General features: G+C 50.5%; 29 protein-coding genes. 4 read left to right on the plus strand and 25 right to left on the minus strand.

Going from position 1 to position 22,854, the window contains the following annotated elements; all coding sequences use genetic code 11:
* Positions 1 to 24: 24 nt before the first annotated feature.
* The 6 genes from KJS55_RS04620 to KJS55_RS04645 all read right to left on the minus strand — a co-directional run bounded on the left by KJS55_RS04620 (position 25) and on the right by KJS55_RS04645 (position 6,841).
* The gene (locus KJS55_RS04620) at positions 25 to 1,602 is read right to left on the minus strand and encodes a recombinase family protein (RefSeq protein WP_213542799.1); all 1,578 of its coding nucleotides are present in this window, start codon (positions 1,600 to 1,602) and stop codon (positions 25 to 27) included.
* A gap of 332 nt (positions 1,603 to 1,934) precedes the next feature.
* Positions 1,935 to 2,504 carry a hypothetical protein gene (locus KJS55_RS04625; protein WP_213542800.1) on the minus strand — a complete coding sequence of 190 codons (570 nt, stop codon included), beginning with the start codon at positions 2,502 to 2,504 and terminating at the stop codon, positions 1,935 to 1,937.
* 425 nt (positions 2,505 to 2,929) lie between these two features.
* Entirely contained in the window at positions 2,930 to 4,141 is a 1,212-nt protein-coding gene (locus tag KJS55_RS04630) for a tyrosine-type recombinase/integrase (RefSeq protein WP_213542801.1), read from the minus strand.
* A gap of 855 nt (positions 4,142 to 4,996) precedes the next feature.
* A complete protein-coding gene (locus KJS55_RS04635; RefSeq protein WP_213542802.1) occupies positions 4,997 to 5,557 on the minus strand; it encodes a hypothetical protein in 561 nt (186 codons plus the stop codon).
* Positions 5,554 to 5,991: a hypothetical protein gene (locus KJS55_RS04640; protein ID WP_213542803.1), complete on the minus strand. Its 438-nt coding sequence runs from the start codon at positions 5,989 to 5,991 to the stop codon at positions 5,554 to 5,556. The genes KJS55_RS04635 and KJS55_RS04640 overlap by 4 nt, the downstream gene beginning before the upstream one ends.
* A gap of 1 nt (position 5,992) precedes the next feature.
* Positions 5,993 to 6,841: a DUF3990 domain-containing protein gene (locus KJS55_RS04645; protein ID WP_213542804.1), complete on the minus strand. Its 849-nt coding sequence runs from the start codon at positions 6,839 to 6,841 to the stop codon at positions 5,993 to 5,995.
* 219 nt (positions 6,842 to 7,060) lie between these two features.
* Between KJS55_RS04645 and KJS55_RS04650 the strand changes: the two genes are divergently transcribed.
* Genes KJS55_RS04650 through KJS55_RS04660 form a run of 3 tightly spaced genes read left to right on the plus strand, consistent with a single transcriptional unit; the run spans position 7,061 to position 10,615 of the window.
* Positions 7,061 to 8,212: an ABC-three component system protein gene (locus KJS55_RS04650; RefSeq protein WP_213542805.1), complete on the plus strand. Its 1,152-nt coding sequence runs from the start codon at positions 7,061 to 7,063 to the stop codon at positions 8,210 to 8,212.
* On the plus strand, positions 8,202 to 8,690 hold the full coding sequence (locus KJS55_RS04655; RefSeq protein WP_213542806.1) for a three component ABC system middle component: 489 nt from the start codon (positions 8,202 to 8,204) through the stop codon (positions 8,688 to 8,690). The genes KJS55_RS04650 and KJS55_RS04655 overlap by 11 nt, the downstream gene beginning before the upstream one ends.
* Positions 8,687 to 10,615, plus strand: a complete 1,929-nt coding sequence (locus KJS55_RS04660) for a DUF3732 domain-containing protein (RefSeq protein WP_213542807.1) — start codon at positions 8,687 to 8,689, stop codon at positions 10,613 to 10,615. The genes KJS55_RS04655 and KJS55_RS04660 overlap by 4 nt, the downstream gene beginning before the upstream one ends.
* A gap of 295 nt (positions 10,616 to 10,910) precedes the next feature.
* On the opposite strand, the gene lexA is transcribed toward KJS55_RS04660, so the two are convergent.
* Positions 10,911 to 11,501, minus strand: a complete 591-nt coding sequence (gene lexA, locus KJS55_RS04665; protein ID WP_187028173.1) for a transcriptional repressor LexA — start codon at positions 11,499 to 11,501, stop codon at positions 10,911 to 10,913.
* Positions 11,502 to 11,730: 229 nt separating this feature from the next.
* On the opposite strand from lexA, the gene secG reads away from it, so the two are divergent.
* Complete coding sequence (gene secG / locus KJS55_RS04670) at positions 11,731 to 11,961, plus strand: preprotein translocase subunit SecG (protein WP_187028172.1); 231 nt, start codon at positions 11,731 to 11,733, stop codon at positions 11,959 to 11,961.
* Between the two features lie 833 nt (positions 11,962 to 12,794).
* On the opposite strand, the gene KJS55_RS04675 is transcribed toward secG, so the two are convergent.
* The 18 genes from KJS55_RS04675 to rpsH form a co-directional block, all read right to left on the minus strand.
* Positions 12,795 to 13,502 (minus strand): polysaccharide deacetylase family protein, encoded by a 708-nt coding sequence (locus KJS55_RS04675; protein WP_187028171.1) that lies wholly within the window; start codon positions 13,500 to 13,502, stop codon positions 12,795 to 12,797.
* 466 nt (positions 13,503 to 13,968) lie between these two features.
* A complete protein-coding gene (gene rplQ / locus KJS55_RS04680; RefSeq protein ID WP_213542808.1) occupies positions 13,969 to 14,313 on the minus strand; it encodes a 50S ribosomal protein L17 in 345 nt (114 codons plus the stop codon).
* Positions 14,314 to 14,360: 47 nt separating this feature from the next.
* On the minus strand, positions 14,361 to 15,311 hold the full coding sequence (locus KJS55_RS04685; protein ID WP_187028169.1) for a DNA-directed RNA polymerase subunit alpha: 951 nt from the start codon (positions 15,309 to 15,311) through the stop codon (positions 14,361 to 14,363).
* Positions 15,312 to 15,397: 86 nt separating this feature from the next.
* Positions 15,398 to 16,000 (minus strand): 30S ribosomal protein S4, encoded by a 603-nt coding sequence (gene rpsD / locus KJS55_RS04690; RefSeq protein WP_187028168.1) that lies wholly within the window; start codon positions 15,998 to 16,000, stop codon positions 15,398 to 15,400.
* Between the two features lie 24 nt (positions 16,001 to 16,024).
* Positions 16,025 to 16,432: a 30S ribosomal protein S11 gene (gene rpsK, locus KJS55_RS04695; protein ID WP_187028167.1), complete on the minus strand. Its 408-nt coding sequence runs from the start codon at positions 16,430 to 16,432 to the stop codon at positions 16,025 to 16,027.
* 15 nt (positions 16,433 to 16,447) lie between these two features.
* Positions 16,448 to 16,813 (minus strand): 30S ribosomal protein S13, encoded by a 366-nt coding sequence (gene rpsM / locus KJS55_RS04700; RefSeq protein WP_187028166.1) that lies wholly within the window; start codon positions 16,811 to 16,813, stop codon positions 16,448 to 16,450.
* Positions 16,814 to 16,839: 26 nt separating this feature from the next.
* Positions 16,840 to 16,953, minus strand: coding sequence for a 50S ribosomal protein L36 (gene rpmJ / locus KJS55_RS04705; protein WP_014116882.1), 114 nt, complete (start codon positions 16,951 to 16,953; stop codon positions 16,840 to 16,842).
* Between the two features lie 38 nt (positions 16,954 to 16,991).
* The gene (gene infA, locus KJS55_RS04710; protein ID WP_091127896.1) at positions 16,992 to 17,210 is read right to left on the minus strand and encodes a translation initiation factor IF-1; all 219 of its coding nucleotides are present in this window, start codon (positions 17,208 to 17,210) and stop codon (positions 16,992 to 16,994) included.
* Positions 17,211 to 17,213: 3 nt separating this feature from the next.
* Complete coding sequence (locus tag KJS55_RS04715) at positions 17,214 to 17,498, minus strand: KOW domain-containing RNA-binding protein (RefSeq protein ID WP_187028165.1); 285 nt, start codon at positions 17,496 to 17,498, stop codon at positions 17,214 to 17,216.
* A gap of 16 nt (positions 17,499 to 17,514) precedes the next feature.
* On the minus strand, positions 17,515 to 18,267 hold the full coding sequence (gene map / locus KJS55_RS04720; RefSeq protein ID WP_187028164.1) for a type I methionyl aminopeptidase: 753 nt from the start codon (positions 18,265 to 18,267) through the stop codon (positions 17,515 to 17,517).
* Positions 18,268 to 18,271: 4 nt separating this feature from the next.
* Positions 18,272 to 18,904, minus strand: a complete 633-nt coding sequence (locus tag KJS55_RS04725) for an adenylate kinase (protein WP_187028163.1) — start codon at positions 18,902 to 18,904, stop codon at positions 18,272 to 18,274.
* A gap of 13 nt (positions 18,905 to 18,917) precedes the next feature.
* Positions 18,918 to 20,318: a preprotein translocase subunit SecY gene (gene secY / locus KJS55_RS04730; protein ID WP_187028162.1), complete on the minus strand. Its 1,401-nt coding sequence runs from the start codon at positions 20,316 to 20,318 to the stop codon at positions 18,918 to 18,920.
* Between the two features lies 1 nt (position 20,319).
* Positions 20,320 to 20,760 (minus strand): 50S ribosomal protein L15, encoded by a 441-nt coding sequence (gene rplO / locus KJS55_RS04735; protein WP_187028335.1) that lies wholly within the window; start codon positions 20,758 to 20,760, stop codon positions 20,320 to 20,322.
* A 13-nt stretch (positions 20,761 to 20,773) separates the two neighbouring features.
* On the minus strand, positions 20,774 to 20,956 hold the full coding sequence (gene rpmD, locus KJS55_RS04740; RefSeq protein ID WP_187028161.1) for a 50S ribosomal protein L30: 183 nt from the start codon (positions 20,954 to 20,956) through the stop codon (positions 20,774 to 20,776).
* 13 nt (positions 20,957 to 20,969) lie between these two features.
* Positions 20,970 to 21,470 (minus strand): 30S ribosomal protein S5, encoded by a 501-nt coding sequence (rpsE, locus tag KJS55_RS04745; RefSeq protein ID WP_187028160.1) that lies wholly within the window; start codon positions 21,468 to 21,470, stop codon positions 20,970 to 20,972.
* Between the two features lie 17 nt (positions 21,471 to 21,487).
* Positions 21,488 to 21,847 carry a 50S ribosomal protein L18 gene (gene rplR / locus KJS55_RS04750; RefSeq protein ID WP_187028159.1) on the minus strand — a complete coding sequence of 120 codons (360 nt, stop codon included), beginning with the start codon at positions 21,845 to 21,847 and terminating at the stop codon, positions 21,488 to 21,490.
* A 14-nt stretch (positions 21,848 to 21,861) separates the two neighbouring features.
* Positions 21,862 to 22,407, minus strand: a complete 546-nt coding sequence (rplF, locus tag KJS55_RS04755) for a 50S ribosomal protein L6 (RefSeq protein WP_187028158.1) — start codon at positions 22,405 to 22,407, stop codon at positions 21,862 to 21,864.
* Positions 22,408 to 22,422: 15 nt separating this feature from the next.
* Complete coding sequence (gene rpsH / locus KJS55_RS04760) at positions 22,423 to 22,821, minus strand: 30S ribosomal protein S8 (RefSeq protein ID WP_187028157.1); 399 nt, start codon at positions 22,819 to 22,821, stop codon at positions 22,423 to 22,425.
* Between the last annotated feature and the right edge of the window lie 33 nt (positions 22,822 to 22,854).

Here is a 22,854-nt window from a genome sequence, read left to right on the forward strand (position 1 = left end):
CGCAAAGCCTTGCAACTACAGGGGTCATCCCTTCTGCTCCAGTTCCCGGAAGCGGAAGTGAAGGATGACCTCTTTTTCTTCGGTCAGCTCCACCCGTTCGATCAGGGAAACCAGCACCTCCCGGTTGGTGGGGGCGGTAGCCAGAAAGCGTTCCACCAGTTCTTTGGCCAGATCATTCTGCCTTTCTGGTGAGAAGTCCGGCCGGTCGATCTGGGAGAGGCGCTGCTCCAGCGCGGCCCGGTCGCCTTTGACCTTCTGGTAGACCCGCTGGAAATCTGCCTCGTCCAGCAGGCCGGACAGCTTATCCAGATACACTTGGTCCAGATGGGCGGACAGGCTGTCGATCTTGGCCTTCAGGGCGGCGATCTCCTTTTCGTGATCCGCCTCCGCCTGGGCCTTTACGATCTCCTGCTTGGCGATGGGCAGCAGCTTTTCGGCCTGCAAATAGTTCCGGCAGACCTCCCGTACCCGCTCCACCACTGCCTGGGTGACCACCTGCTCCTTAATGGAGTGGCAGGTGCAGGCCCCGGCTTTGGTGAATCGCTGGTAGGTGCGGCAGACAAAGTACAGCACATCCTCTCCTTTGGCGTTTTTACGGTTGAGTACCGCCAGCGGGTAGCCGCACTCGTGGCAGAAGATCAAGCCCTTGAGCAGAAAATCGTAGGTGCGGCTGCGGGTGTGCCTGCGGCTGTCCACCAGCCGGCGCACCTTGTCAAAGGTCTCCCGGTCAATGAGGGGCTCGTGGGTGCCCACCACCACCACCCAGTCCTTGGGCTGCTGGCGGATGCACTTCTTGGTCTTGTAGTTGATCTTCCGGCTGCGTCCCTGTACCATGTTGCCGATGTAAGTCTCGTTTTGCAGCATATCCGAGATCCGCTCACTGGACCACAGGCCGGTGTATGGGCCGGGCTTGCCCACCGGGAGTCCCGCATAAGTTGCGGGCGTTGGGACATGTTCCTCGTTGAGCCGGGTGGCGATCTGCCGGCAGCTCATGCCCGAGAGGGCCATACCGAAGATCCGTCGCACCACCGGGGCGGCCGCTTCATCGATGACGATCTTATTTTTTTCAGTTGGGTGCATCTTGTAGCCGTAGACCGGCTTGCCGCCGATGAACAGCCCCTTGCGCTGCTTGTCGTGCTTGACGCTGGCAATCTTTTTGGAAATGTCCTTGGCGTACATGTCGTTCATGATCGCCCGGAAGGGGGTAATGTCGTTGGCGGTGGAGTCCACCCCGGTGTCAATGCCATCCAGCAGGGAGATGTACCGCACCCGGTGTTCGGGGAAGTACCGCTCCATATAGTGACCGGTGAGAATGTAGTCGCGGCCCAGCCGGCTCAGGTCCTTGGTGATGACCATGTTGACCTTCTTGGCCTCGATGTCGGCGATCAGCCGCTGAAAATCCGGGCGGTCATAATTGGTGCCGCTCCAGCCGTCATCCACATAGGTGTCAAAGACGCTCAGTCGGTGCTGCTTGACGAATTCCTCCAGCATGGATCTTTGGTTGTTGACGCTCTCCGATGGCCCTTCGTTCTCATCCTCCTTTGACAGCCTGATATAAAGGCCCACATGGTAGTCCATGGGGTTGCTTATCTCCAAGTACATATTCTGCCTCCTGGGATAAGCGGCTATTTATCGCTTGGATTGGGGCTGATGCCTTGGCGGCAGGACATAAACCTAACGGGCCTGTTCCAACTCCCGGCGGAGAAACAGCAGAAACGAGCGAAATAAAATCTCGCCCGCGTCCTCCTTTCCAAAGCAGCAGGTGATTTGCAGTTGGCGTTTTCCCATTGTCAGGACTCCTTTCCATTGAAATAGTAAAGGATATGCGGGGAAACGCCGCTGCTTGCCTGTCCATGGTCGGAGACACCGGCCACAGAAATGGCTCGGCGTTCCCCACAACAGGCGGTTGATTCAGTTGTGTCGGTTTTGTATGGTCACCCGGGCAGGGTGCGAATCAAGGCTTCCATGAATTGCCCGAAGGCCTGTTTGTCTTCCGTGGTCACCATGGTGAACGGGTCCAGTTCACGCAGTTCTGGGTGGCGGCTGAATACCCCCATGGCAAAGCAGTGAGCGAAGAGTTCGCCGGCGATAGAGCGATGCTTCGTACCCAGGCCGGGGAAAAAGGGTTCTCCAAAGTCCAGAAAGGCCGGCGGTATCACGGCGATATCCCCGGTCAGACGGACATTGAGGACATGGCCCAGCTCGTGGAGGAGCATGCTCTCTGGCGAAGAATGCTTGTCCCGCAGAATGTGCATTAGAAAGATATCACAGACGGCTACATTGTCATCCAACAAATAGGGCCTGCAGAAGGCGTCGTAGGAACGATGTCCGCAGTCCGTCAAAAATACCAGCATTGGCTCTGGGGCCAACACCTTTTGAGAGAAATCCAAGTCCTCATCCAGAAGGCGCAAAAGACTTTCGGCAGACTTCGGTGCGATTTGCAGTCCGCCGGTGGAGACAAATTCGGTTTGGAGATGCTCCAGAATCAGGCGAAGCTGACCCAAATTTTGCTCCTTGGTTCCGCAGTTCCGCCATAGCCGGCAAAGAAACAATTGACATGCAGTTTTTCCTGCGCAGACGATCCAGTAAGGGTGCCCGCCCAGAAAAGAATCGATGGATATCCGCTCCCAAGCTTCCTCCAATGAACGGTGCAGCTGACGCAATTCGCTTGCAGAGAGGGACGGGGATTCCAGCAGCGAAGTCAGGTAAGCGGGCAGATCCGCGAAACGCGTGGGTATCGGTATATTTTGCATAATGATTGTCACTTACTTTCCATTTTGATACTTTATGTTTGTTGACCGGATAGACCTATCTCCTCCTAAGAGATAGGTCGGCAGTTCGATTCCCCAGCCGGAAAATCAAACATCGATGCTTTTATTGATGCGCTAAGGCGAGGCGACAGTAGGACGATAAATGAGGCGAAAAGCCATTAGTCAGCACAATAAAATACTTCCTCAAAACGCTCCACCAGATCCCAGCGGTTTTGCTCCAGCACCTGTCCATAGAGTTCGGTGATCATATCCGCCTGAGCATGGCCGGAATCCCGCTGTACCGCCTTGATGTCGCCGCCGGAGAGCGACAGCTTATAGGAGATGCTGCTGTACCGCAGGCTGTGGAAGGTCACTTTTGGAAGCCCTGCCTCCTTCAGTGCCAGTTGAAACTGCTTGGTCAAAGTACACTCCTGCATGGGGCGACCATCGGGATAGGCAAAAATCAAATGGGGAAAAGGCAGCCCGCCCGTCTCCCAACTGGCCGGCCGGCTCTGTTTCAGCAATGCCATTAGCGAGGGTGGCAGATAGACGGTACGGGCGCTGGATTCGGTCTTGGGTTGTTTCAGCACCAAGACTGTACGCTGCCGACCGCCCACCGGCGGGAAGCGGTGCAGGATCTCCCGTCGGTTGACCTGATTGACGGCATCCCGGCTAATCCGGGCCAGCGTCTTGTCAATGCGAAGGGTGTTCCGGGAGAAGTCAATGTCCTGCCAGGTCAGAGCCAGCAGTTCCCCCTTTCGAAGCGAAGCAGCAAAGGTGAGGTGGATCGCCAACGCCAGCGTGGGCGAACAATATAAAACAAGCCTTTTTATTTGCTCCGGGGTTAAAAATGTCTTCTGTTTTGTCCTGCAGACTGGTAGAGGTACCCGATGGAATGGGTTCCGATCCACATACTCCCAAAGGACTGCCTGCTCAAAGGCGCTGTGAAGCACTTTGTGGATGCTGCGCAGCGTGGTGGGAGACAGCTTCTGTCCGCCCTGCTTGTGGTAAGGAAAGGATATCCTTGGTTCCTCCAGCATTCGGCTATACAACATCGCAACTGTCCGGGGCGACAATTCCGACAGCCGCATATTGCCCATGCAGGGCAGGATGTAATGCTGGATAAGCCCGCGATTGGATTGATAGGTAGAGGGTGACCAGCGTGGAACTCCGTGAAGCCGGAGGTAAACCGACATCAGCTGAGCCACAGTCTCTACTTCCCCTCCGATCTTCTTTGATTTCCGTAAATCGTGATACAGTTCCAACTGCTCTTTTCGCCTTACCGCTTCTGGCAAGGTGTGGTAGGTCTCCCACTTTTGCTTACGGACCCCGTTCGCAGTAATCATGTGGACCACGGCGAAGCTGCTTTTTCTTGTTACGATGGATGCCATACTGTAATCTTCCTCTCTTGATTTTCATGGTATAACCTCCTTACGATAACATGGATTGAGCATTTGTGCAGAAACGCAAAAAGCCGCCCGACGCATCCCCACTGATGCGTCGGGCGGCTTTGACATTATGTCTATTGTATGGGAAGACAAAACTTAGAGTCAGTTTGTTCCATCTAAGGCGGATGGGCAGCGCGGATGAGACGATTGTTTTCCACAAACTCCTCAAAGACTATTGGTATAAAGTATTTCACATCCACACCGGCATTCAATGCCTGCTCCATCTAATGTAAAAAGGGCCAGTACGACCCCATGTCATTACGATAAGAACTAGGTTGGATGACCCGGTTCTTAGCTTTCATTTCGTGTAGAAAAGATTCAATTTTTCTTACCGCTTAACTTAATGGCATTGAGTACTGGCCGTCGGTATTGTTAGAGATATGTCCATAAATCATATAACCTTCGTGACCAATCAGGTTCCTGATCATCATGGGGTAGTAATACAGGGTCAGGTAATAGGTGCCGTCGCTGATTTCAGGTATAGACTACACACTTTCAAAATAGGTTTGGACTTGTACTTTCTTCATCCAAACATAGTCGTGGTTTCCTACAGGTAAGAGGTATTCCCGGGCAGTTAGCGGAGGTTAGGATTCCGGATCTTTGCAAAAGAACATGAGGTCGCTAAAGATATAGATCGTGTCGTTTGGGCGGACGCAATGGTTTCAGCTGTCTAGCAGGATCTGATTCATCTTCATCAGAGAATCAAAAGGGCGGTCTCAGTGATGGGGGATGTCGGCATGCCCAACATGCGGGCTGGCGATGAAATAAATCGTAGGCAAGGCTACTTTTTCTCACTGCTTACAAAATGGTAAATATAAGGCGCAGTTTTTGGATTTTAGGCCCCCGCGAGTATAAGGACTCCCAATTGTCCCTCTGCCACCGAACGCGCTCCAACAGTAAGAGAAAATATTTGTACCATCCCATTTCGTCGTTCCATTCGTAGTACTGATAACTCTTCTGTACCTCATTGTCCAAACGAGCATACTCGCATGGATTTAGCCACTCATAGACGGCCTCAAGTTCACCAGCCTCCAGTTGAAAGATGTCAGATTTCAGTACATACCCATGATGTTCATAACGCTGGGATCTTGGAATGCACTTCTCCATAGCGGCCACATCAATGGCATAAAAGCAGCCCCAATCCGTTGCTTTGTTCTGTAGCGTGTCTGAGAGATCGGCAGGTGTAATCACATACCCGAGTTCCTCCAATTTGTTGCAGGCCGCAGAGAAATAGGTGCGTGAACCGCTGTAATAGGTTTCTATGAGATGATAGCTGTCCCCCATGGGCAGATATGAATTAATACACTTCCACTTCCCTTGGATCAGGCCTTCTGTATATAAATAGTAAGATACACTCATCGGCGGCCCCCCTTCGATTTTTGCGTGTAAAGCTCCTTTAAATCGTCAATGGCCATTTCCACATCAAAGGTATGAAAACCCAGCCAGCAGTCGTTCATGGTCTCCGCTCCGGCAGTCTGGAAAATGGCCTTGCTGCCCTCGCCGGTATAATAGTGCCAATAGCGGTAGGTGTAGCCAGCCCAGTACATCATCTCGGCAGAATAGAGCGTGCCCGCTTTTTTCAGTCCGCCGATTTCATCGTTCAGTTCCTCCAGGATATACTCCTCACCGGCCCACTGCAGGCGGTCATAGGTGTCGTCCAGCGCCGCGGCTGTCCGGCTGTTCATAAAGGCTTGAATAAATGCAGGGCAGTCATATCCGTTTTTCAGGGCTAACTCAAACAGACGTCCCTGAATATCGCAGAGCTGCCGCTGTTCCAAACTTAGGTTTGCCATCTCATTCACCTGCCTTCAAGATCTCATCGAAGAAACGGCCCTCCCGCCTGTATTTCCGGCAGATCTCATCGGCCAGGGCGATTCCCTTTGAGCGGTTGGCCTCGCTCTCCGTCTTTAGGCTTTCACGATCTTCTTCAGAGATATGCTGCTCGTCCAAAATTTTGATTTGGCTGCACGCTTTGTCTGTCAGCGCCACATACTGTTTTCCAAGTTTTAAAGCAGATAGACTGTTGATTAGAGCCAAATCCGTGATTTCTCCATTGAAGAAGCGGTCCAATACCACAAACATACGGTCGTTGGCGATGTACCCGATGACCATATCGCATCCCTCTGCCATAGCGGCATACTGCTGATAAATGCGGGAGCCTTTGACGGATTCCAGCTTTCCTCGGTTGAAGGCGATCAGCAGTGCCCAATCCAGGCCGACTTCCACATCCAGGATCTTGAGGCCGGTCAAGTCGGCTTGCAGGGGGTAGAGTTTCCCCTCTGGATAGTTACAGATCAATGTGAGCGGCTGCATCCGCTCTGTTCCCATATAAAAGCCTCTGCCAAAGTCACACCGGTCCCGGCTGATGGGAGCAATAGGGCCATGTAATCCAGACTTGGAGCCGTGATAAAGAGCGACGATTTCATTGGATGTAATGATAGCAGAACCTTCCAATTGGGAAAAGTCGATGTTGTTTTCTGCACAGAGGTTTTTGATTGCGTTGACAGCAATCTGCGACGGCTCGCAGTGTCCCTTTTCCCAACGATTTACTGTGGCGAAGCTGACACCTAGCCTTTCGGCCAATTCAGATTGACTGAGGTTTAGGCGGGAGCGGATCTCTTTGATTTGATCCGAAATTTTCACAGGGTTCACCTCCTCGAATATAACATTTGGCTTTCATTATTATAACACTTGTGCACCTGCAATACAATACTCGCAAAAGGCGATTGCAGGTGCTGTAGATATAGGATATAATGTATACATTAGTATAGTTTACGTTATAGAATAGAGGAAATTTAGGCTTATTGTCCTGGATATCGTCTATCTTTTTCACGCAAGCGGTTTAGCAGGAGGGGAGCAATTATGGATAAAGCAGTTAATGATGCTACTTTAAAACAAGCAGGAACCATTTACCAATATTTAATAGCGCTGAGGGACTGCTTTGATCTTAATGATAATGATACCCTTCAGATTGAAACAAACGGCGATGTTAGCATTATCAATAATACTGGTGGCTTATTTCAAAAAGAGGTGAAGCATCATTTTGCTGATAAGTCTCTCTCTTATAGGGATATAGATTTTTGGAAGACTTTGGCGAATTGGTACACGGACTATGAGCGCGTAAAAAACTTTTCTCACTTTATTCTCAGTACTACATCTAAAATACCAAACAATTCTCCTTTTAGTAACTGGAATACCATTAATAAATATGAGAAACTATGTCGCTTAAAAGAAATAGGGACTGAAGATAGGAAAAGAGAAGACGTATTTAGAGAGCAATATAATAAAATCTTTGGTGAATCTTATAATGAAAGTAGACTTCTGTCTATTTTAGATAAATTTTCAATTGAAGCAGAAAAAACTTCCTTACCAGGGATTTCAAACGAATTTGCAAAATATGTAGGACACATTCCCCCAGAAAACCGAGATAATTACATCGGTGCCTTGCTTGGAGAAATATTGATTAAGGTAAAGGATCCACCTCATAAATGGGAAGTAACAAGACAAAGCTTTGAAAGAATTCTTCAATACCAGACTTCTCTATATGGAACAAAAGGAGCCCTCCCGTTGCCAAACGAGTATGGGAAGACAATAGTACCAGAAAAAGAAGCAAAAAAATTAGAGCAAAAACAATTTGTGGAAGCAATTCGAGAAATTGAGTATGAATCGCAGATTTCAGCGGCCATAGCAGACTATTGGAAAGCCGATATGACCATTATGAAATACTTTCAAAACAATTTGATATATTTGGATAGCCTGGATGAGTATATTACCGATTTGGCTGATAAGATGAAGTATGCAAAGGCTACCAGTGAATTGGATGCAGATGGTACTAATGATACTGAAAGGATTAAGATTTCAAAGAAATTATATAATAGCGTAATGATATGGGATGCAAAAGATTTCGGCTCCATTATTCGCAATCAAGGATTTTTTCAACGTGGAGTTATCCATAACATTGTTGATGAAACAGAATTCCATTGGAAAGTAGGCGGAGAAAAGGATGAGCATTAGCCATATCAAATGTCTTTCATTGAATCCTCATTTTTATGCTTTACTTATACAAGCTTTTCTTTCTGGTTATGAAAAGCCGTGTGAGGTGAAACTTCCTTTTATGGCTTTACCCATTTTAATGTATGCGGAATCACGAGAAAAATTGACGACCGCAAATAGCAGAAGCCGTATTGACACACTCTTCCGATCACCTCAACCTATAGGTGATAGCAAAATTTCTGGGAAAACACGTTTATCTGGATATATAGGTAGATATGATGCTCTTAAGCCGTATTGTAAAGAAGCATTGATAGTTCTATCTTCTGAAAACAAATTAATTATTGATAAGCATAAAATCGTTCTTATAAAAAAACTAGGTTATAAAAAATTCGAAGGAACCATTAGAAATTGGATTAAAGGAGCCTTTTACCTTGGAGTAGTATTTTCGAAAACCACAGAAGACCATTTGTGTTCTTTCTTAGGAGTTGATACCAAATGAAGAGTTATATAAAAGCAATTATAATTTTTAGTGCAAAAGGTGAAAAAAGAATTGTTCCGCTTAAGCAAGGAATTAATATCATAACGGGTGAGTCCAAAACAGGAAAAAGTGCATTAGTTGAAATAATTGACTATTGTTTGTGTAGCACTCGTTGCACAATTCCAAAAGGAAAAATAACCACCTTTTCTTATCTTTATTCCCTTATTATGAGTATTGACGACAAGTCTTATATTGTTGCTCGTTCTAATTGGAACGAGGGCGGAAAAATGTACTTTTCTAAAGTAACAGAGGATTTTGACCCATATACATTAGAACTTAGTTATTTTTCTGAAAAGGAAGCATTATCATACAAGGATGTACAATATGAGATTGAATGCGTATTAGGACTCTGTGTGACAAATATGGCTACTGATGCAGATGAAAAAAGCAAGAAAGCATCGTTAAGAAATATGGTTTCGTATTTATTTCAGCATCAAAATTTAATGGCAAGTAAGTTTGCTTTATTTTATCGTTTTTCTGATTATTATAAAAGAAAAGATGTAATAGATCAGTTTCCGGTTTTCGCAGGCATGGTCAGCCAAGAATATTATAGTGACCTAATCCGTTTGAATACTTTAAAAACTCAACTGAAACAAAAACAGAGAAAACAGAAAACAAATGAGAGGAGTACTGCTTACATTAAAGAAAACTTGACTCCATTATTAGCAGATTATTATGCATTACTTGATAAAAATTTTGATAGCGATATGCCGGTTCAAAAAATGCTAAGAATAGCTTCTCACTTACCTGAATTTGATGACACACAACTTTTTGGTGAATCTAAAATGGCGGATCACTATAGTGAGTTGAAATCCAAACTAGAAGAATTACGAAATGAAGAACGCGATGTTTTATTGAAAATCAAAAATGTGGAAAGAGCTTCAGGAGCAGGGTATGAATTTGCTGAGATGTTAAAAGACCTGAAGCAGCAAACGAGTGTAGCGGCAATAGAAACTTCTGAATATATCTGTCCTCTCTGTGGACATGACTGCCAAGAACTTTCAAGGAAAGACTCTGAAATTATCGAAGCCACCGAATGGCTTGATAATGAATTGATGGTGACCGAGAAATATACGTCTGATTTTTCGGAAGATATAAGAAAACTTGAAAATATTCACGCGCGCATTGATGCAGAAATTCGAGATGTTTGGAAACAAATAAAAACGGTCGAACAGAAATATATTTCATCCAAAAGTCTTGTTTCGAAAAGAGACAAAGTAAATTATGCAAGGGCAAAAGTCCTGTTGTATGCAGAAATGAGTAATTACGGAATTTTTGAAACTGTGGATGCAGATATAGACGAAATTAAACAACAGATAAGGAAGATTGAAGAAAGAGTTGATGGATTCGACATCGATACAAAAAAGGCAAAAGCACAGTTCTTCTTATCAGAAAATATGAATCGTCTTGCAAAAACATTAGATTTTGAAGACGAATATCATCCAATTAATCTAAACTTTGGCTTGGTAGATGAAAGTTTCGATATATATCAATACCAAAACAACAGAGAGAAAGTACATTTATATGAAATGGGTAGCGGTGCAAATTGGGTATCTTGTCATATTGCATTATTTTTAAGCTTTCTTCGCTATTTCGCAATGCAAGATAGGTCCCCTATGCCCTTAATAATGTTTTTTGATCAACCAAGTCAGGTATACTTTCCGCAAGGAGAGAATGAACAAGACGAAATTTCCCAAACCGATTTAGAAGCAGTCAATAAGATGTACACAACTATTTTTGACGAGGTCAACTCAATTGGTCAAGATACGGGAGTATTACCTCAGCTTATTATTGTTGATCATGTAGATGGAAAGGACTTAGCGTGTAGAAATGAATTTGAAAAATATATTCGTTGTAATTGGAGAAACGGAAAAGCTCTTATCTAAATAGTCGACAAATTATCATAGAGTTCTCTCTTTCATAAACAATGATAAATGGCCGCTTATCATCTAAAATTTTAATCTTTCCGCGCCGCTTACAATAAGCGCGGCGCTACTCATAAATATCCGATGCCCGGACAAGCCTGCTCTCACAAGGCTTTCCGGGCATCGTTTACATTAGGCGCGGCGCGATGTATCGCGCATTGAGAAGCGAGCACTGGAAAAACTCCGCATCGGGTTAGAGGGTCCGCCACAGCAGGAAGAAAAGGGGCTACGGTAATAACATCCCGCAGCCCCTATCTCAATATTTTCGTACCACAGCGGCTACCTTGCCCAGAATCCGTGCGTAGGTGCCATCGATGGGAGAGTATGCCTCGTTTTCCGGCAGCAGCCAAATCTGCCCCTTCTCCCGAAAAAAACGCTTTACTGTGGCTTCTTCCTCAATCATAGCCACTACAATTTCCCCATTATGGGCTGTCGGCTGGCGGCGGACCACCACCAAGTCCCCTGGCAAGATTCCAGCGTTCAGCATAGACTCTCCCCGAACCCGGAGGGCAAAGTATTCATCTCCACGTCCCCCAGTATCGAAGGTCAGATAATCCTCGATGCATTCCTGTGCTAAAATCGGGCTTCCGGCCGCCACATCGCCTAAAATAGGCACCTGGTCCTCTTTTGCTGGGGCTGCCTTGAGTGTAATGGCCCGTCCCTTGCCGGCCCCCTTTTCTATGACACCGGCCTCTTCTAAATGTTTGAGATGAAAATGTACTGTGGAAGAAGATTTCAGTCCTACTGCCTCTCCAATTTCCCGTACAGAGGGGGGATATCCCTGATTTCGGATACAAGAGGCAATGTAGGTATAGATCTTCTGCTGCATAGCGGAAAGCTCTGCCATATCAAATCTCCTTACGCATATTATCGCACCACTCTATGGAAATTATAGCATGTATCTTTTTAGAATGCAAACATTTGTTCCATTTTTTGAAAAAATCTTTTGTTTTTCTTAAAAAGACACCCTGTTTTTTAAAATTTTCCTTGAAATATAGAAACGGCTATGATAAAATAAAGGTCTGAAATAGCTTGTATATGTTCGCATATGCGTAAATGTATGGAGGTTTTCCGTTATGAAGCTCTTTTTTACCATTTTGCAGGTGCTGTGTGGCCTGTGCATTATTCTGGTCGTTCTTTTCCAATCCGGTAAGAGTGCCGGTCTCTCTGGAGCGATCGGCGGCGTAGCTGATTCCTTCTTGGCAAAGAATAAGGCCAAGACGATAGACGCCAAGCTGGCGCGTGCCACAAAATGGATTGGTGCTTTATTCCTGGTGTTGACCTTAATTCTGCTGATTATCGGATAAAAGGTTGTGTATGAGACAGTAAATCTTCCATGTGATCGCTGTGCGATCACATGGAAGATTTGTTTATATGTGTTTGGCATAAGTCACAAGAATCTGCGGTATTTTAAAAGGAGCAAAGTGCCTCACAATATCAACACAATCAGGTCCGCCCTTTGCTCCTAAATGGTTTGGAACCCACCTGCAGATAGGGCGTTCCTGAGCGAGAAAATTTTTCCTGAAAATCTTTTCACTTTTTCTTTGTTATATGGATTGAACATTTTATGTCGCATAGGCAAAACGATGATAAGAGGAAATGCAACCTTCCTTAATCCTGTAAGCACTCAATAAATTGCTTTGCTATGCCACGGCAAATGAGATATCTAACGAGATAAAGTCTCCCCATCGTCAGACAGCAACCGTATATTGAAATTCGAATTTCTTTATCCGAGATGAGCAAAATTCGTTGTCTTAAAATATCCACTGATCGTTTCCATCATACGTGCAGCAATCCATGGCGTATAAGATGTGAAGCCGTCGAGTTTTTGATATGAATATGGATCCTGTCAGTGGCCCTGAAGAGGTCCCTGCGAGTTTGACTTTACTGGTTATAACGTGATTTTCATCTGTCCGGAGTCAAAATCTGACTCTGAACCAGCGGCATGAATGCCGCGTCCTAGGAGCACACGAGCTCCTAAGGCCGTTGCGCGATGCTGCTCTGAGTATAACAGCGCATGCACGAAGTATCATGCAATCATTTCCTCCTCGTAAAAGCCGGGCGCCCGCAGAGTCCTGCAGATTCTTCGGGCGCCTTCTAATAGCTTCTATCTCTCTTATGAGCATCTGTGCTAAGATCTTTATCCTGTCCCGGTACGATACAGGATTCCCGGCTCAGGTACAATGTCATTGTTCGCTAAAAGCTCTTCCACCGTCACAAAGCAATAGCCCTCTTTTTGAAGAGTATCTACAACCTCCAGCGCGGCGTCCACAGAAGTCTGATAGATGTCGTGGAGTAAAATAATGCTGTTTGGCTGAACGGCTTCCACAATTGCCCGTACTACCTGACTGGTGTTGCGGGTCTCCCAATCGCGTGGGTCCACAGACCACTTTACCATAGGCACACGAACCTCGATTCCTTCTGCAACCTGTCCATAAGGTGGACGAAGCCAGTAGGTCCCCTTGCCCAGTATAGATGTCAGCAGCGCATCTGTCTTGCTGATCTCCTCCTCTGCCTGCGAGGAAGAAGGCCCCGCCAGACGAATATGACTCCAGGTGTGGTTCCCGATCTGGTGTCCCTCTTCCTGCATACGCCTAATCAAGTCCTCATTCCCCGGAATCTCCGATCCAATCAGAAAGAACGTGGCGTGAACTCCCCGCTCCTCTAGGCCATCCAGCAGACGCTCTGTCGTACCTGCATGTGGGCCGTCATCAAACGTTAAGGCAACAAATTTTATTTCTTCCGTAATTTCTGCCTCACCATCAGTTTGGACCATGGGCTCATCCAGTGCGCAGCTGCTCAGCAGCGCCAAAGTAAGGCATAAAAAAACCAGGCGCTTTTTCCTCATCTCCACGCGCACCTCCCTGTTTATGCAGAGGTAGTTTGTACAAAGGCGCGGAAATTACACCCGTTAAATTTTTACCTTCCGCTACTTACAAATCTCCGCCTGGCAGCCGGCGGCTATGCTGCTGCACAGCGAGCATCTTTTTTAAAACATTTTCCATCTTTCCCTCTTTTTTCTCCCGCTGTACGCGCTGCCTTGGCCTGATATGTTCCCTTTCTGCGAGCTGGGTATGTAAAGCCGCTTCGCCTGTACCAGACCGAGACGGCTGATTGAATGCCCCACAGTGAGGGCAGAAACCGTCCTCATCGTAATCATATTTTTTCCCACACTCATAGCAACATACATTTCGCATAGACGCCACCTCCCATTTTAATGATCTTATCACATCCCCTGATAGTGATTCAAGGAAAACATGAAAAGCCCTTTGCAATGCGCCTAGGTACACATTGCAAAGGGCTTTTTCATGTTTTTATTTTACCAGCTCGATGAGCGCTGTCTCTGCGGCGTCGCCGCGGCGCACACCGATGCGGATAATGCGGGTGTAGCCGCCGTTGCGCTCCGTATAGCTGGGAGCGATTTCCTTAAACAGCTTCTTGCACACATCCTCACGGGTAATGAAGCTCATGGCCTGCCGGTAGGCAGCCAGGTCATTTTTCTTGCCGAGGGTGATCATTTTCTCGGCCAGGGGCTTAATCTCCTTGGCACGTGTAACGGTGGTCTCCATCTTTCCGTTATCCAGGAAATCTGTGACCTGCTGGCGCAGCATCGCCATGCGCTGATCCGTGGTCTTGCCAAGTTTCCGAGTTCCGGGCATTTTGGTCTCCTCCTTCTTAGGATTTTGGTCAGCCGGGGATTCCGGCATCAGTTATTTTCTTCGTCGGCCAAATGCAGGCCCATCATGGACAGCTTATTGATAACCTCTTCCAGAGATTTGCGGCCCAGATTGCGGACCTTCATCATCTCGTCCTCGGTCTTGGAAATCAAGTCCTCGACGGTGTTGATATTGGCGCGCTTGAGGCAGTTAAAGCTGCGGACGGAGAGGTCCAGCTCCTCGATGGTCATCTCCAGCACCTTGTCCCGCTGCGCCTCCGCCTTCTCCACCACCGTGGGCTTGCTGCCCACGTTCTCAGAGAGATCCGTGAAGAGGGTAAAGTGGTCACAGAGAATCTTTGCGCCCAGAGATACCGCATCCCGGGCAGAGATGGTGCCATCCGTCCAGACCTCTAGGGTCAGCTTGTCAAAATCACTGGAGGCGCCCACGCGGGTAGGCTCCACCGTGTAGTTCACCTTATACACTGGGGTATAAATAGAGTCCACGGCAATGGTTCCAATCACGTTCTGCTGAGGCTTATTGCGGTCCGCAGGTACATAGCCGCGGCCATGGGACAGTGTGATCTCCATATTCAGAGACGCTCCGCTGTCCAGGGTGGCGATGTGCATCTCCGGGTTCAGCACCTCAACCTCGCTGTCAGCCTTAATATCGCCGGCAGTTACCTCACAGGGGCCTACTGCCTCAATGTAAACCGTTTTCACGGTCTCACTGTGCAGCTTCGTCAGCAGGCCCTTAATGTTCAGAACAATCTCCGTCACATCCTCCTTCACGCCGGGGATGGTGGAAAACTCATGCTGCACACCGGCGATCTTGATGGTGGTCGGCGCAGTGCCGGGCAGTGAAGAGAGCATAATGCGGCGAAGCGCGTTGCCCAGAGTGGTGCCGTAGCCGCGCTCCAAGGGCTCCACCACATACTTGCCGTATGTCGCGTCACCGGGCGTCTCCATGCACTCAATCTGGGGCTTTTCAATTTCGATCATGCAGTACCCTCCTTCATCTTCTCATTGCGGCGAGATAAAACCTCCCGCCGCAGGCAGTTCGTGTCATATTCGAGGGTATCCTCCGCTTACTTAGAATACAACTCAACGATGAGGTGTTCCTCAACAGGAACGTCAATATCTTCGCGGGCGGGGAGCCGGATGACCGTGCCCTTAAGCGTATTCTTCTCGCGCTCCATCCAAGCGGGCAGCAGGAACATGGGAGCATCCTGGCCTGTCAGACGCTTGAAGACCTCGGAGGAACGGCTGGACTCAGCCACCTCAATCACATCCCCGGCCTTCACCAGATAAGAGGGAATGTTGACCTTCTTGCCGTTGACGGTGAAGTGGGCGTGACTCACCAGCTGACGGGCCTGACGGCGAGTCATGGCAAAGCCCATACGGTACACCACGTTGTCCAAACGGCGCTCCACGGTGATCAGCAGGTTGTCGCCGGTCTTGCCGGGGGCAGCGGCAGCAGCCTCGTAGTAGTCGTGGAACTGCTTCTCCAGAATGCCGTAGATGAACTTGACCTTCTGCTTTTCGTTAAGCTGAATGCCGTACTCACTCTTCTTCTTTCTCATCTGGCCGCCGGGATTGCGGTTGGTTTCCTTCTTCGCATAGCCCATGACGGCAGGAGAAATGCCCAAAGCCTTGCAGCGCTTGGCAATCGGCTGCATATTTCTTGCCATATTGCTTGTTACCTCCTCTTTCGATTACACGCGACGGCGCTTCGGGGGGCGGCAGCCGTTGTGAGGGATGGGAGTGACGTCCTTGATCATGGTCACTTCCAGGCCCACGGCCTGCAGCGCACGGATAGCGGCTTCACGGCCCTGGCCGGGGCCCTTGACAAAGACCTCCACGGTCTTCAGGCCATGCTCCATGGCGGCGCGGGCGGCAGTCTCAGCCGCAGTCTGCGCCGCGAAGGGCGTGGACTTCTTGCTGCCGCGGAAGCCCAGGCCACCGGAGGAAGCCCAGGAGATCGCGTTGCCCTGGCTGTCGGTAACAGTTACCATCGTGTTGTTGAAAGAAGAACGAATATGGACCTGACCACGCTCGATGTTCTTTCTTTCGCGGCGGCGGCGAATCACTTTCTTGCCGCCGGATGCCTTCGCAGTTGCCATGTTCCTTCTCCCTCCTTACTTCTTCTTGTTCGCAATGGTCTTCTTGGGACCCTTGCGGGTGCGTGCGTTGGTCTTGCTGCGCTGGCCGCGGACAGGCAGACCCTTGCGGTGCCGGATGCCGCGATAGCAGCCGATCTCACTTAGGCGCTTGATGTCCAGTGCGGTCTGGCGGCGCAGGTCGCCTTCGACGATGTACTCGTCAATGGCATCACGGAGCTTCTGCTCATCGGCATCGCTCAGATCCTTCACGCGGACATCGGGGTCCACGCCAGTCTTCGCCAGGATATCCTTGGCGCTCTTTCTGCCAATGCCGTAGATATAGGTGAGGCCGATCTCAATGCGCTTATCCTTCGGCAGGTCAATACCGGCAATACGTGCCATACTCTTAAAGCACCTCCAATTAAATGTTAGCCCTGTCTCTGCTTATGCTTGGGGTTTTCGCAAATGACCATGACACGGCCTTTACGGCGAATAACCTTGCACTTTTCGCACATGGGCTTCACGGACGGTCTTACTTTCATAGTTTGAAACCTTCCTTTCAGCGGTTTGTATCCGGCGCTTATTTGCTGCGCCAGGTGATCCGGCCACGGGTCAGGTCGTAGGGAGACATCTCCACCGTGACCTTATCGCCGGGCAGAATCCTGATGAAATTCATTCTGAGTTTTCCGGAAATGTGCGCCAGAATTGTGTGTCCGTTCCCAATGTCAACCTGGAATGTCGTGTTGGGCAGAGCCTCTACCACAACACCTTCCACTTCGATCATATCGGATTTTGCCAAACGTTATCCCTCCTGGTCCGGTTGGACCTCTTCGCGGAAAGCCGCGAGAGTCCTGCGAAGTTCACTGTTGGTGATCTTCTCATTGCTCTTGATCTTTTCAGAAAGCCGGGTCTCCTCCGCCGACACAAACAGCACATGTCTGCGCTTTTTCCGCTTAGGGGATTCCAGTTTCCTGCTCTTTCCGTCCGCCAGCAGGAGATACTCCCCCTCCACCGCGAGAACGACAAACAGCTTGCCTTTGTCGCGGCCGGCGTCGGATCGGACAATGTTCGATTTTGCAATTTCCATACGTTCTTCTTACTCTTTAGATGGCGGGAGCCGTGAGAATCTCCGGTTCCCCATCGGTAATCAGGATCGTATTTTCATAGTGGCCAGCCCACTTGCCATCCAGTGTCTTGACGGTCCACCCGTCGCTGAGTACCTGGATTGCCGCCGCGCCGGCGTTCACCATGGGTTCGATTGCAAGGGTCATTCCCCGCAGAAGCCTGGGCCCCCGGCCAGGGTGGCCGTAGTTGGGGATCTCGGGCGCCTCGTGCATCTGGGAGCCGACACCGTGGCCGACATATTCCCGTACAATCGAGTAGCCGTGACTTTCCACGTAGGTTTGAATGGCCGCGGAGATATCCTGTAGCCTGCAGCCCTCTCTTGCGAACTTGATTCCCTCAAAAAAGCTCTGCCTGGTCACGTTGATCAGATCTTGCGCCTCCGGGGAAATTGTCCCGCAGGGAAAGGTCGCCGCGCAGTCGCCATGAAATCCTCCCATGTAAGCTCCCACGTCCACGCTCACGATGTCGCCTTCCTGCAGCACCCGTTTGCCGGGAATGCCGTGGATCACCTCATCGTTGACGCTGATGCAGACGCTGGCGGGATAACCATTATAATGGAGGAAGGACGGGACCGCACCCTGCTTGCGGATGAAGTGTTCCACCGCGCTGTCGATCTCCTGGGTTGTTACGCCGGGCCTTACCATTTCCCCTGCAAGCGCACGGGCAGCCGCGGTAATTTTACCGGCACGGCGCATCAAGTCGATCTCATGGGCAGATTTGAGCGTAATCATGCGCTCATCTCCCCAAGGCACGGAGGATCGCCTCTGTGGTCTCCGCCACAGTGGGTTGGTTCTCCACGGATTTCAGGAGACCGCGCTTGGCATAAAAATCCTTGAGCGGCTCGGTCTCCTTATGATAGACCTCGAGCCGTGCCTTCACGGTCTCGGGGGCATCATCTTTACGCTGGACCAGCTTTCCGCCGCAGCTGTCGCACACATCCGCCTGTTTGGGGGGCACAGCCACCAGATGGTAGCTGGCCCCACAGGACTCGCAGACACGTCGGCCGCTCATACGATCCATGATGACCTCGTCGGAGATCTCGATGGAAACAACAGCGTCAAACTGGATTCCTCCCTGTTCCAGGGCCTCCGCCTGGGCGATGGTGCGGGGCACCCCGTCCAGGATATAGCCGCCGGCACAGTCGGCCTCGGCCAACCGCTCGGTCACGATGCCGATGATGACCTCATCAGGCACCAACTGTCCCGCGTCCATGAAACTCTTGGCCTTTAGTCCGGTGGGTGTGCCATTTTTGATGGCCGCCCGGAGGATATTGCCAGTCGAAATGGTAGGGATTTTCAGCTCTTTACACAGGATGTCGGCCTGTGTGCCTTTGCCGGCGCCAGGGGCGCCCAACAGGATTAATTTCATACGTTCGCCTTTCTTACTCCAAGAAGCCCTTGTACTGACGCATCAGCATCTGGTTCTCCAAAGCCTTCACCGTCTCCAAGGCGACGCCCACTACAATGATCACAGAGGTGCCGCCGATGGCCACAGAGGTATTGCTGATGATCTTGCCCACCAGCAACGGACAAATGGCCACAATACCCAGATAAATTGCACCAAAGAGGGTGATCTTGCCCAAAACTTTTTTGATAAAGTCCACTGTGGGCTTGCCGGGACGGAAGCCGGGGATAAAGCCGCCCTGCTTTTTCAGGTTGTTAGCAATCTCCACCGGGTTGAACTGAATGCTGGAATAGAAATAGCTAAAGCCAATGATCATCACAAAATATACCACCATATAGATGATAGACTGGGTATCAATGGCATCATAGATCGTACGGGAAACCGTGCCCTCATCAGGAACGCCGATGAAGCTCCAAATGGTGATGGGAAGCGTGGCAATACTTTGGGCGAAAATGATGGGCAGGACACCGGACATATTCACCTTCATAGGCAGGTTGCTGCTCTGACCGCCGTACATTTTCCGGCCCACCTGACGCTTGGCATACTGCACAGGAATGCGCCGCTCAGCATCGGAAATGAACACGATGAACACAATCAGTGCCAGAACGCCGACCAGCAGCAGCGCAATGCCCCAGGGAGCAATGGCGCTGCCCAGTACGGCCTCCGCCTGCTGCTTTGCCAGGTCAGCGGAATAGCCCGCGGATTCATATCCGGAAATCAGAGATTCCAGCGTGATACTGCCAGCCTGGACGCCAGACCAAGTCCGAACGCCATCAATCATTCCGGAAATCATGTTGGGCACGCGAGCCAAGATGCCGGCGAACAAAATGATGGAAATACCATTGCCCACGCCGAACTCATTGACCTGCTCCCCCATCCACATGACGAAGGAGGAACCGGCAATCAGCGTCACAATAATGACCAGAGCGGGCCAGATGCCGCTCACGCCGCTCTCCAGCAGGTTGTAGCGCTGCATCATCATATAATAGCCAAAGGCCTGCAGCACGGCAATCCCAACGGTTGTATAGCGAGTGATGGACTGAATCTTCTTCCGTCCCTCCTCGCCGCCATCCTTTGCCAGCCGCTCCAAAGCCGGAATTGCCACGGTCAGCAGCTGGATAATGATGGATGCGTTGATATACGGCTGAATGCTCAGAGCAAAGACGGTCGCCATGGAGAAGGCGCCGCCGCTCATGGTGTTCAGCAGGCCAAAATAGGTGCTACCCATGCTGGCCAGCTGAATCTGCAGCGCGTCTTTGTTGATATAGGGGACCGTGATCGCATTACCGATCCGGAAGATCAGCAGGATCAGGAGTGTAAAGATGATCTTCTTGCGCAGCTCGGGAATCCCCCAGGCCTTACGAATCGTTTGGATCAAGTCACATCACCTCTGCCTTTCCGCCAGCTGCCTCAATGGCCTCCTTGGCAGACGCAGAGAAAGCAGAAGCCTTTACAGTAACCTTCTTGGAAACCTTGCCATTGCCCAGAACCTTGTATCCATACTCGCACTTGGACAGGATACCCTTTTCCAGCAATGCCTCGGCAGTAACGGTCTCACCGTCCTCAAAGGCATTGAGCGCGCCGAGGTTGATGATCTCCAGCGGCTTTGCGAAGATATTGTTGAAACCGCGCTTGGGGATGCGACGGGCCAAAGGCATCTGGCCGCCCTCGAAGCCCACGCGGACCTTGCCGCCGCTGCGGGCCTTCTGGCCTTTATGGCCGCGGCCGCCGGTCTTACCATTGCCAGAACCGGCGCCCCGGCCCTTGCGGTATGCCTCGCGGACAGAACCCTCGGCGGGAGACAGTTCGCTCAGTTTCATCATTCGTGCCTCCTTACTTCACTTCAGTGACCTGCAGCAGATAGCCGATCTTGGCAATCTTGCCACGGGTGGAATCGTTGTCGGGCTGCACAGTGACATCACCGATTTTGCGCAGACCCAGGGAATTTGCAGTGGCAACCTGCTTTTCCAGGCGGCCGTTCAGGCTCTTGACGAGCTTAATATTTAAGTTTGCCATGTTTCGCGCCTCCTTAACCCAGGATCTCTTCGACGCTCTTTCCGCGAATACGGGCCACCTCTTCGGGGCCGCGCATGGACTTGAGTCCCTCAAAAGCGGCGGCGACAACGTTATTGGGGTTATTAGAACGCAGGCACTTTGTCCGGATATCCTTGATACCTGCGGCTTCGACGACTGCACGAACGGCGCCGCCGGCGATCACACCAGTACCGGGAGCAGCGGGCTTCATCAGCACACGGCCTGCACCAGCCTCACCAATGGTCTCGTGGGGAACGGTGCTGCCGGACAGCGTGATGGTGATCATGTTTTTCTTGGCTGCCTCAATCCCCTTGCGGATTGCCTCGGGAACCTCGGCGGCCTTGCCCAGGCCGTAGCCCACCTTACCCTTGCCGTCACCCACGACGACCAGGGCGGAGAACTTCATGACGCGGCCGCCTTTCACCGTTTTGGAAACACGGTTCAGGTAGACGACCTTCTCGATATACTCGCTTTGTTCTCTTTCAAATCTAGGCATGTCTCGTTCCTCCTCCCTTAGAATTTCAGGCCGCCCTCACGGGCACCCTCGGCCAGAGCCTTTACACGGCCGTGGTAGAGATAGCCGCCGCGGTCGAACACGACGTTCTCAATTCCCTTGGCCTTGGCGCGCTCAGCCACCAGCTTGCCCACCGCGGTGGCAGCGGCAATGTTGCCGCCATAGCCGTCGATGGCTTTATCCAGAGAGGAAGCAGAAACCAGCGTCACACCATTGACATCATCAATGACCTGTGCATAAATGTTGGCTTCGCTGCGGAACACATTCAGACGCGGCATCTCAGGGGTGCCGGAGATCTTGGCGCGCACTCTCTTATGACGCTTGAGGCGCTGCGCATTGGTATTTGGTCTTTTAATCATATCGGCACACCTCCTTACTTCTTAGCGCCGGTCTTGCCGACCTTGCGGCGGATGACTTCGTCAGCATACTTGATGCCCTTGCCCTTATAAGGCTCGGGAGGACGCTTCTCGCGGACCTCGGCGGCGAACTGGCCCACAACCTGCTTGTCGCAGCCGTTAATCACAATTTTATTGGGAGCGGGGACATCAATGGTAATGCCCTCGGTCTCAGAAACGATCACCTGATGGGAGTAGCCCAGGTTCATGACCAGGTTTTTCCCCTCCTTAGCCACACGGTAACCAACGCCGTTGACCTCCAACTCTTTCTTGAAGCCGTCGGTGACGCCCACAACCATGTTGTGCAGCAGCGTCCGGGTCAGGCCGTGGAGGCTGCGGTGCAGCTTATCGTCGGAAGGGCGCTCCACGGTGATCGTCGAACCTTCCTGTTTAATAATCATCTCAGGGCGCAGCGCACGCTTGAGCTCGCCCTTGGGCCCCTTTACGGTAACCACATTACCATCGGCGATGCTGACGGTGACGCCGGCGGGAACGGTAATGGGCATTCTGCCAATTCTAGACATGGTTCCATACCCTCCTTACCAGACGAACGCCAGGACCTCGCCGCCGACATGCAGCTCGCGAGCCTTCTTGTCGGTCATGACGCCCTTGGACGTAGAGATGATGGCGATACCCAGGCCGCGGAGCACACGAGGCAGCTCATCGGCGCCCACATAGCGGCGCAGGCCGGGCTTGGAAACGCGGCGCAGGCCATTAATCACTCTCTCTTTGCCTGCGTTGTACTTCAAGGTGATGTGGATCATGCCCTGCAGGCCGTCCTCCTCCACCTGGAAGCTCTTGATATACCCCTCGTCCAGCAGAATCTGAGCGATGCTCTTTTTCATGTTGGAAGCGGGAACATCAACGGTGTCGTGCTTGGCACTGTTGGCGTTGCGGATGCGGGTGAGCATATCCGCAACAGGATCGGTGATATGCATGTTAAATCCTCCTATTTTCAGAGTTGCGGCCTC

Source organism: Pusillibacter faecalis, assembly GCF_018408705.1.
In the GTDB taxonomy this organism is placed as follows: Bacteria; Bacillota; Clostridia; order Oscillospirales; family Oscillospiraceae; genus Oscillibacter; species Oscillibacter faecalis.